We start from the raw sequence: 8414 nt of genomic DNA, 5'->3' as shown, positions 1-8414 counted from the left end.
GCTGGACGACGAGCTCGCGGGCCACCTGCTCACGGCCGCGCGGGGAATCGTCGAGCCGCTGCGCCAGTGGGGCGCCTACGCTCCCGTGGTCGAGGCCGCTGACAGCCCTTCCTCGACCCCGGTCGTCGACGAACTGCTCCGCTACCTCGGCCGCACCCCGCGCTGACGATCGGTTCGCCGGCGTCGAGCGCCGCCGCCCCCGTGCGCCAGAACCTTCGGTGTGGAAAGCGCGTCATACCGTACGGTTCATCGGTCACGCCCGTGGAGCAGGGAAGGTCCATCGTGTCGGATCATCAAGGGATGTCCCGGTGTGTTTGGCGACACTTAGCGGTGGCCACGGCGGTGGTGCTGGTCACGGCGGGGTGCCAGTTCGGCGGCGAGGATCCGGGTGCGGCGGTGCGGGGGGGCCAGGGGACGACGGCCGGCGCGTCGTCCGTGAAGCCCGTGCCGGTGAGCCCGGCGCCGCCCGATCGCGTCCTCGCCAAAAGGGAGGCCGTCTCGGGGGAGAACAAGTTGGAGATCGCCATCACGCTCCTGGCGCGCCAGGAACGGCTGGTCACGCTGAACTTCACCGTGAGCACGACGACCGACAGCACGCTCGGGTGGCAGGTCGGGAACTTCTTCGCGACGTCGCCGGACAACGACAACGGCAGTGTGAACGGCGTTTACCTCATCGACCCCAAGAACGCCAAGAAGCACCTTGTCGCCTACGACAGCGAGCAGCACTGCGTGTGCTCCGCCAACCTCGGCGGCCAGTTCGTCAAGCCCGGCGGTGCGGCTGTCCTGTCGGCCACCTTCGCCGCGCCTCCGCCGGACGTGGCGGCCGTCGACGTGTACATTCCGCACGCGGGCATGTTCAAGAATGTTCCGATCAGCTAGCGCGCCGGCGCTCGTGCTCGTCCTGCTGACCACGGGCGCGACCCCGTCCCCGCCGCCCGTGCCCGCCGCGACGGGGGCCGTGCTGGACCTGACGGCGCCGGTGCTGGACCTGACCGCCCCGGTCCTGGACATCGACCTGCGCATCGCGAACCTCGACGAATCTTTCACCGATTCCAAGCAGGGCGACCAGCGCAAGCTCATCGTGGCCGCCGACGTCCTGTTCGCCTTCGACAAGGCGTCGCCGACGGGGAAGGCCAGGAGCCGGCTGGAGCAGGCGGCGGCCACCCTCCGCGCGGAGGCCAGGGGGCAGCAGGTTCGCGTCGACGGCTACACCGACGCGAAGGGGTCGAACGCGTACAACCTCGACCTCTCCCTGCGCAGAGCCCGGGCCGTGACGCGGGTGCTGGAGGAACTGCTGGCCGGCACCGGCATCACCTTCGCGCCGCGAGGACATGGAGCCGCCGACCCGGTCGCCCCCAACACCAAAGCCGACGGCGCGGACGACCCGAAGGGGCGGGCCAAGAACCGGCGGGTGGAGATCGCCTTCACCCTGTGACCGTCCGAGCAACCGCACCGGGCGCCTTTCGAGATGATTGCGACACATGCGTAGATCGGAAAAGCTGGCCGCATGAACGGTGACGGCACGGTGACGTCCGCCCGGACCATCGGTCCCTACACCCTCGTCCGGCGGCTGGGCGAGGGCGGCATGGGGGTGGTGTACCTCGCCAAGGATCCGGCGGGCCGGCGGGTCGCCGTGAAGGTGATCCGGCCGGAGAGGGCCCAGCAGGAGGAGTTCCGGCTGCGTTTCGAGAAGGAGGCGGTGGCCGCCCGGCGGGTGGCCCGCTTCTGCACCGCGCCCGTCCTGGACTCCGGGATGGACAACGGAGTGGCCTACCTGGTGACCGAGTACGTCGACGGTCCCGACCTGTCCGCCGTCGTCGAGGCTCAGGGGCCGCTCGCCGGGGGCAACCTGGAAGCCCTCGCCGTGGGTGTGGCCACCGCTCTCGTCGCCATCCACCAGGCGGAGGTCGTCCACCGTGACCTCAAGCCGTCCAACATCCTGCTGAGCCCGCTCGGCGGGCCCCGGGTCATCGACTTCGGCATCGCCCAGCTCGCCGACACCCTCGGCACCCAGTCGCTGATCGGCACGCCGGCCTACATGTCACCGGAGCACGCCGACAGCAGGGTCACCGCCGCGAGCGACGTGTTCGCCTGGGGCGGCGTCATCACCTACGCGGCGACGGGCAGCCCGCCTTTCGGCACCGGCGGCGCCATGGAGCTGCTGTACCGGATCCTGAACAGCGAGCCGCGTCTCGACGGGATGGACGAGCGTCTGCGTCCTCTCGTGGAGCGGGCGCTGGAGAAGGATCCCGCCCGTCGTCTCACCGCCCAGCAACTCCTGGACCGGCTGCTCGGCCGGGAGAAGGCGACGATCCAGGCCGCCACCGAGGCCGTCGGGGACATCTGGACCCCCGTCGACGACGCCGGCGCGACCCTCGCCGCTCAGGCTCTGCGGCGGCGGCGACGGCGGTCATGGCTTCCGGCCGTCACCGCCCTGACGGCCGCGGTGGTGACGGCAGTGGTCCTGCTCGTGGTGTTCCTGCCGGGCGGGCCGGTCCAGAGGCTCATGGGGGGCGGCGCGCTCGCCCAGCGTGACGTGGCGAGGAACGGCTACCACCTCGACGTGCGCCTTCTCTCGCTCCGCCGCGTCGGCAAGACCGTGACGCTGGAATGGTCGGTGAAGTTCGTCTCCACCGCGGGCGGGAGCGCCAAGTGGGAGCCGGGCTCGGCCTTCGGCCGGGTGCTGAACTATGGGATGACCCGCGACACCGCCGGCGTCGTCCTGATCGACCCGGCGGCCGGGGGCAGGTACGCCACCGCGGAGAAGGGTGACGACTGCCTGTGCTCCGATCTGGCGGGCAAGGTGTGGATGAGCGGCGAGACGGCGCCCTTCTACAACACCTTCGGTGACGTGTCACCCGACGCCGACCTCGCGAACGTGGACATCCCAGGCATCGGCCTGTTCCCTGGCGTCCCCGTCGAGAGCCGTTGACGCACGACCCGCACGCTGCGGTGACCGGACTCCTAGACCGCGTAGACGGGTGCGAGGTCGACGAATATGCGGTAGTCCGTGATCAGGCCGTCGTCGCGGGTGTGCCAGATCGACACGGCCACGGCGCTGACATCCTTGCCGTCGAGCCGCCGGTAGGTCACCTCGGTCTCGGCGATGATGTCGGCGTCCACCTGCCAGTTCCTGACGATCCGGTGCCGCAGGCCGCCGATGGTGGAGTAGAACGCCCGCAATCCGGCGGCGATGGCCTCACGTCCCGCCAGCGGCTCGGCATTGCCGAACACCAGCGTGGCATCCTCGGCCAGCAACCGCACGAACTCGTCGGGGTCGAAGGAATCGACTGACTGGAAAACGCGTCGCACCGCATCGTCGGTCATGCCGGTCCTATCTCGCGAAGCCGGAAAGCCGGAACCACTGGTGGGGACGATACGGGGCGAAGGACGGCGCACAACTATCCCAAGGGTGGGGATCTCGTCGCCGCGCGCGCCCCGAGGCCAGGCGTATAGTTCGTAAAGTACGTACTTGACGTCCGTTGCGGAGTTGACGACGGTGGACCTTTCGGAGATCGAGTTCGTCGATCGCATGGGGCTGATCATGGAGCGGCTGGGGGGAACGCGGACCATGGGGCGCATGTACGCGTGGCTCATGATCTGTGATCCGCCCGAGCAATCCCTCACCGGCCTGGCGGCGGAGCTCGGCGTGAGTAAGACCGCGGTCAGTACGGTCGCCAGGCAGCTCGAGGTGAGCGGGATGGTGGAACGCGTCCCCGCCTCCGGCCGCGAGCACCGCTACCGGATGGTCGGTGGCGGGTGGGCGCAGATCATGAGGGTTCAGATGGCCATTCTCAAGCAGAGTCTCGACACGCTCGACTTCGGGCTGTCGATACTCGGCGACGGCCGGCCCGGCCATCGCGACCGGCTGGAGGACACCCGGGAGTTCTTCGCCTTCATCCTGCAGGACTCGGACGAGATGTTCGAGCGCTGGAAGGAGTACCGCGAGAAGTCGTCATGACGTGCATCAAGTAGAGGGATCTTCAACCCAAGGAGAGGCGATGTCCGACATCGTCGAGCGGTACGACATCCCCGAACAGCACTTCTGGCTGCACGGGACCCGATCGGGCCCGGCGGTCGAGTTCGACGCCCGCGCCGGGATGTGGAACGTCTACGGCTATCCGGAGCTGCACGAGGTCCTCGGCGACCCCGCGACGTACTCCTCCGACACGATGCGGGTGGTCCCCAAGGAGCTGCTGCCGAGCGGGGACGACTTCTCGCTGGAGGGCTTCATCACCCAGATCGACCCGCCGGAGCACGGCAAGCTCCGCAAGCTGGTCAGCAGCGCCTTCACCCGCAAGGTCGTGGCGGATCTCGAACCGAGGATCGCCGCGCTGACCCACGAGCTGCTCGACGCGGCACGGGAGCGCGGCCGGTTCGAGCTCGTGAGCGATCTGGCCTATCCGTTGCCGGTCATCGTCATCGCCGAGTTGCTCGGCGTGCCCAGCAGTGATCGCGCCCTGTTCAAGCAATGGGCCGACGCGCTGTTCCAGCGGGACACCGAGATCTCGCTCAACCAGTCCGCCGAGGAGCGCAGCGCGGACCTCCAGGCCACGATGAAGCCGTGGAAGGAGATGTCCGGCTACCTCGCCGGCCACGCCGCCGAACGCCGGCGGCAGCCGCGCGGCGACCTGCTCACCAGGCTGGTGCAGGCCGAGGTGGACGGCGAGCGCCTGCCCGACGAGCAGGTGGTCAACTTCGCGATCGTCCTCCTGCTCGCGGGGCACATCACCACGACGATGCTGCTCGGCAACACGGTGCTGTGCCTGGACGCCTTCCCCGAGCAGCAGGACAGGGTACGCGCCGACCGCTCCCTGATCCCGGACGTCATCGAGGAGTCCATCCGGTACCTGACGCCGTTCGCGCTCCTCGGCCGCGCCACCACTCGCGAGGCCCGGCTCGGCGGTGTGACGATCCCGGCCGACCAGATGGTCATGATCTGGCTCGCGGCGGCCAATCGGGATCCACGCCAGTTCCCCGACCCCGGCGTCTTCGACCCCGGCCGCGACCCCAACCCGCATCTCGGCTTCGGCCGCGGCATCCACTTCTGCCTGGGCGCGCCGTTGGCCCGGCTGGAGGGACGGGTCGCGCTGGACATCCTGCTCGACCGTTTCGGCACGCTGCGTACCGTCCCGGGCGACCCGGTGCAGTTCATCTCCTCGCCGTCCCTCACCGGAGTGCGCCGCCTTCCGCTCGTTCAGGGGTGACGCCGAACGGCGGAAGGTCATCACGCTCGCCGGATGTGACTCGTCCGTAAGCTGTTGGTGTGCCCCCTGCACTGGTGCTTCTCGACGGCGTCCGCTGGCAGGGTGTGCGCGTGGTCGGTGATCGTGCGCACACCCTGCTGGCGGTGCTCGCCATACACGGGCGCGCGGGGGTCGGGGACGAACGGCTGGTCGAGGAACTGTGGCCCGAAGAGGCGCCGGCCAATCCGACGAAGGCGCTGCAGGTGGTCGTCTCGCGGACCAGAGCGGCGACCGGCGCCGACGTCGTGGTGCGGATCCCCCATGGTTACCGGCTCGGGCTGGACGCCGGTGAGGTGGACGCGCTGCTGCTCGCCGCGCTGGTGGATCAGGCACGGGCCGCGCTGGGCGAGGACGACACGGCGCTCGCGAGCCGCCGCGCCGAGGAGGCCATGGGTCTCGTGGCCGGCGGCCTGGACGGCGCCACGGGCCCGCTGGCCGAGCTGAGGGGCGTCGCCGCGGGGTGGGTGGCCGAGGCGCGGCGGGTGGCGGCGATCGCGCGGAGCCGGAGCGGCACGCACGAGGGGGCGCTGCCGCTGCTGGAGGAGGCCGCGGCCGATCGGTCGTACGACGAGGAGCTGCTCGCCTGCCTGCTCCGCAGCGAGGCCGCCGTACGAGGTGCCGCCGCCGCTCTGGAGCGCTACACGCGGTATCGCGCAGGCCTGGTCGCGCGGCTCGGCACCGAGCCAGGGCCCGAGCTCGCCCGCGTGTACGCGGAGCTTCTCGCCGCCGATCGGCCGGTGCGGGAGGGCATCCTGTTCGACGGTTCCTCGCTGCTCGGCCGCGGCGGCGACATCCGCGCGGTGCACGCCCTGCTGCGGACCAACCGGGTGGTCTCCATCATCGGACCCGGCGGGCTGGGTAAGACGAGGCTGGCTCATGTCGTCGGCAGGAACGCCGCGCAGCCCGTCGCCCACTTCGTCGAACTCGTCGGCGTCTCCTCGCCGGAGGGCGTGGTGGGCGAGGTGGGTTCGGCCCTCGGGGTCCGGGACTCGGTCACCGGGCGTCGTGCCCTGAGCGCCGAGCAGCGCTCCGACGTCCGCGCCAGGATCGCCCAGCATCTCGACCAGTCTCCGGCGCTGCTGATCCTGGACAACTGCGAGCATGTGATCGAGGCCGCCGCCGATCTGGTGGCGTTCCTGACCGTGACGACCCGCGACCTGCGGGTGCTGATCACCTCCCGCGCCCCCTTGTCGATCCCCGCCGAACGCGTCTACCTGCTCGGCGAGCTGCCCACGGGCGACGCGGTGGAGTTGTTCCGCCAGCGCGCCACGGCCGCCCGCCCGGGTGTGCGGATCGACGAGGAAGTGGCCGGGGAGATCGTCGCCCGCCTCGACGGCCTGCCGCTCGCCATCGAGCTGGCAGCGGCCAAGGTGCGGGTGATGTCGGTGGAGGAGATCGCGCGGCGCCTGGCGGACCGGTTCGCCCTGCTGCGCGGCGGGAACCGTACGGCCCCCGACCGGCACCAGACCCTGCTCGCGGTCATCGACTGGTCGTGGAATCTTCTGGACGAGCCGGAACGGCGGGCGTTGCGGTGGTTGTCGCTGTTCGGCGACGGTTCCACGCTGGCCGCCGCCGAGCACGTGCTCGGCCCGGACGCCCTGCGCGCCGTGGACGCGCTGACCGAGCAGTCGATGCTGAGCGTCCGCGAGACGACGTACGGCCTCCGCTACCGGATGCTGGAGACCGTCAGGGAGTTCGGGCGGATGCGGTTGAAGGAGGCCGGCGAGGAGGAGCCCGCCCGCGCGGCGCAGCGGGCCTGGGCGACGGAGTACGCCCTCCAGCACGCCTACGAGCTGTTCAGCCCGGCGCAGTTCGCGGCGGTCGACGCGCTGCGCGCCGAGGAGAGCAACCTCGCCGACCTGCTCCGGCAGGCTCTCGGCGAGTCCGATCCCGCCACGACGGTCCAGTTGCTGACCGGCGTCGGCGCGCTGTGGTCGATCCGTGGCGACCACTCCCGGATCCTCGTCCACTGGGACGCGATCACTCAGGTGGTCGCCGGCTGGGTGCCGCCGCCGCACCTCGTCGAGGTGACCAGGGCCGCCATGCTGATCACCCTCATGAACATCGTGGTCATGACCGATCGCCGCGCCGATCCGTTGCGCGATCTCCTCCGCACGCTGCCCACCGGCGACACGACGGATCCCCGCGTGGCGGCGATGGCCACGGTGATGCTCGCCTGCGACACGGCCGACGGCGCCGAGGTGCGCCGCCGGCTGGCGGAGCTGGGCCGGAGCACCGACCGTGACGTCGCCCTGGCGGCGACGCAGATGAGTGTCCACGTCCTGGAGAACGCGGGGGACGTGACGGGGGCGATCGAGGCCGCCGAGCGGACCCTGGCGGTGCTCGGCGAGGACGACGGGCCGTGGTTCTCCTCGATCATGCGCGCGGTGCTGGCCCACTTGTCCATGCATCTCGGCGACCGCCGGCGGGCGGTCGGGCACGCGCGGACCGCCCTGCCGGTGCTGAACCGGCTCGGCGCCACCGAGGACGAGACCCAGCTGCGCGCCCTGTTGCTGATCTCCGCGCTCGCCGACGGCGACCTCGGCACCGCGGAGGCCGAGCTCGCCGAGATCACCCGGATCAACGACCACGAGGCGGTGCTCGGCGGGATCGCGATCTCCTCGTTGTGCGCGGCCGAGCTCGCCCTCGCCCGCGGCGAGACGGCCGCCGCGCTCTTGGAATACCGCCTGGCCGTCGAGCGGGCAAGCGATCTGCGTCTGCCCGGGGTGCCGCAGGACGAGTTCATGCCGTGGACGATCGTCGCGATGTCGGTCGCGCTGACGGCGTACGCGTACCACGCCCCGCCGGAGGACGTCTGGTACGGCGAGGAGTTGTTCGACGCCGTACGGGGCTACGACCTGCTGAGCCTGGGGAACCCCGTCCTCGACTACCCGCTCTGCGGCTCGATGCTCTACGCGCTCGCCGTCTGGGGGTTGCTGCGGGGAGCCATGGCCCCCGGCGACTCGATCGGGTTGCTGGTGCTGGCCGAGCGGTTCTCATACAACAACAGCATGCCCAGCATGAGCTTCGAGCGGATCGAACCCTACGCGGAGCGGGCCGCGCCCGGGATGATCGCCGTCGTGCGGGCCAAGTACGGCGATCGGCGCGGCGCCGACCTGCTCGACGAGGCGCGGAGTTTCGTCGAGCAGATCTCCTGGTCGTGACGGA

The 8414-nt window shown here is 70.7% G+C and carries 7 protein-coding genes; 6 read left to right on the top strand and 1 reads right to left on the bottom strand.

Translation table 11 applies throughout. The annotated features are described in order from the left end of the window. Positions 1 to 330 precede the first annotated feature (330 nt). The 3 genes from ACFP1K_RS20060 to ACFP1K_RS20050 all read left to right on the top strand — a co-directional run bounded on the left by ACFP1K_RS20060 (position 331) and on the right by ACFP1K_RS20050 (position 2932). Entirely contained in the window at positions 331 to 879 is a 549-nt protein-coding gene (locus ACFP1K_RS20060; RefSeq protein ID WP_380755467.1) for a hypothetical protein, read from the top strand. Next, positions 863 to 1435: an OmpA family protein gene (locus tag ACFP1K_RS20055; RefSeq protein WP_380755465.1), complete on the top strand. Its 573-nt coding sequence runs from the start codon at positions 863 to 865 to the stop codon at positions 1433 to 1435. The genes ACFP1K_RS20060 and ACFP1K_RS20055 overlap by 17 nt, the downstream gene beginning before the upstream one ends. A 72-nt stretch (positions 1436 to 1507) precedes the next feature. Beyond that, positions 1508 to 2932, top strand: a complete 1425-nt coding sequence (locus ACFP1K_RS20050; protein ID WP_380755463.1) for a serine/threonine-protein kinase — start codon at positions 1508 to 1510, stop codon at positions 2930 to 2932. 32 nt (positions 2933 to 2964) lie between these two features. Here the strand turns inward: ACFP1K_RS20050 and ACFP1K_RS20045 are convergent, their stop codons facing one another. Continuing rightward, entirely contained in the window at positions 2965 to 3327 is a 363-nt protein-coding gene (locus ACFP1K_RS20045) for a nuclear transport factor 2 family protein (RefSeq protein ID WP_380755461.1), read from the bottom strand. 145 nt (positions 3328 to 3472) lie between these two features. Between ACFP1K_RS20045 and ACFP1K_RS20040 the strand changes: the two genes are divergently transcribed. From ACFP1K_RS20040 to ACFP1K_RS20030, 3 genes are read left to right on the top strand one after another with little or no spacing between them, the layout of a single operon-like run. Continuing rightward, the gene (locus ACFP1K_RS20040) at positions 3473 to 3961 is read left to right on the top strand and encodes a GbsR/MarR family transcriptional regulator (protein WP_380755459.1); all 489 of its coding nucleotides are present in this window, start codon (positions 3473 to 3475) and stop codon (positions 3959 to 3961) included. 40 nt (positions 3962 to 4001) lie between these two features. Then, the gene (locus tag ACFP1K_RS20035; RefSeq protein WP_380755455.1) at positions 4002 to 5207 is read left to right on the top strand and encodes a cytochrome P450; all 1206 of its coding nucleotides are present in this window, start codon (positions 4002 to 4004) and stop codon (positions 5205 to 5207) included. Between the two features lie 59 nt (positions 5208 to 5266). Next, positions 5267 to 8410, top strand: coding sequence for a BTAD domain-containing putative transcriptional regulator (locus ACFP1K_RS20030; protein WP_380755451.1), 3144 nt, complete (start codon positions 5267 to 5269; stop codon positions 8408 to 8410). Positions 8411 to 8414 lie beyond the last annotated feature (4 nt).

The sequence above is a fragment of the Sphaerisporangium aureirubrum genome, from assembly GCF_042658925.1.
In the GTDB taxonomy this organism is placed as follows: Bacteria; Actinomycetota; Actinomycetes; order Streptosporangiales; family Streptosporangiaceae; genus Sphaerisporangium; species Sphaerisporangium aureirubrum.
This window is presented reverse-complemented; position numbering and strand designations above follow the sequence as displayed.

Excerpts from the sequence above, each read along its gene's own strand:
- ACFP1K_RS20055 (WP_380755465.1), top strand. The coding sequence starts at position 863 with ATGTTCCGATCAGCTAGCGCGCCGGCGCTCGTGCTCGTCCTGCTGACC.
- ACFP1K_RS20050 (WP_380755463.1), top strand. The coding sequence starts at position 1,508 with ATGAACGGTGACGGCACGGTGACGTCCGCCCGGACCATCGGTCCCTAC.
- ACFP1K_RS20045 (WP_380755461.1), bottom strand. The coding sequence starts at position 3,327 with ATGACCGACGATGCGGTGCGACGCGTTTTCCAGTCAGTCGATTCCTTC.
- ACFP1K_RS20035 (WP_380755455.1), top strand. The coding sequence starts at position 4,002 with ATGTCCGACATCGTCGAGCGGTACGACATCCCCGAACAGCACTTCTGG.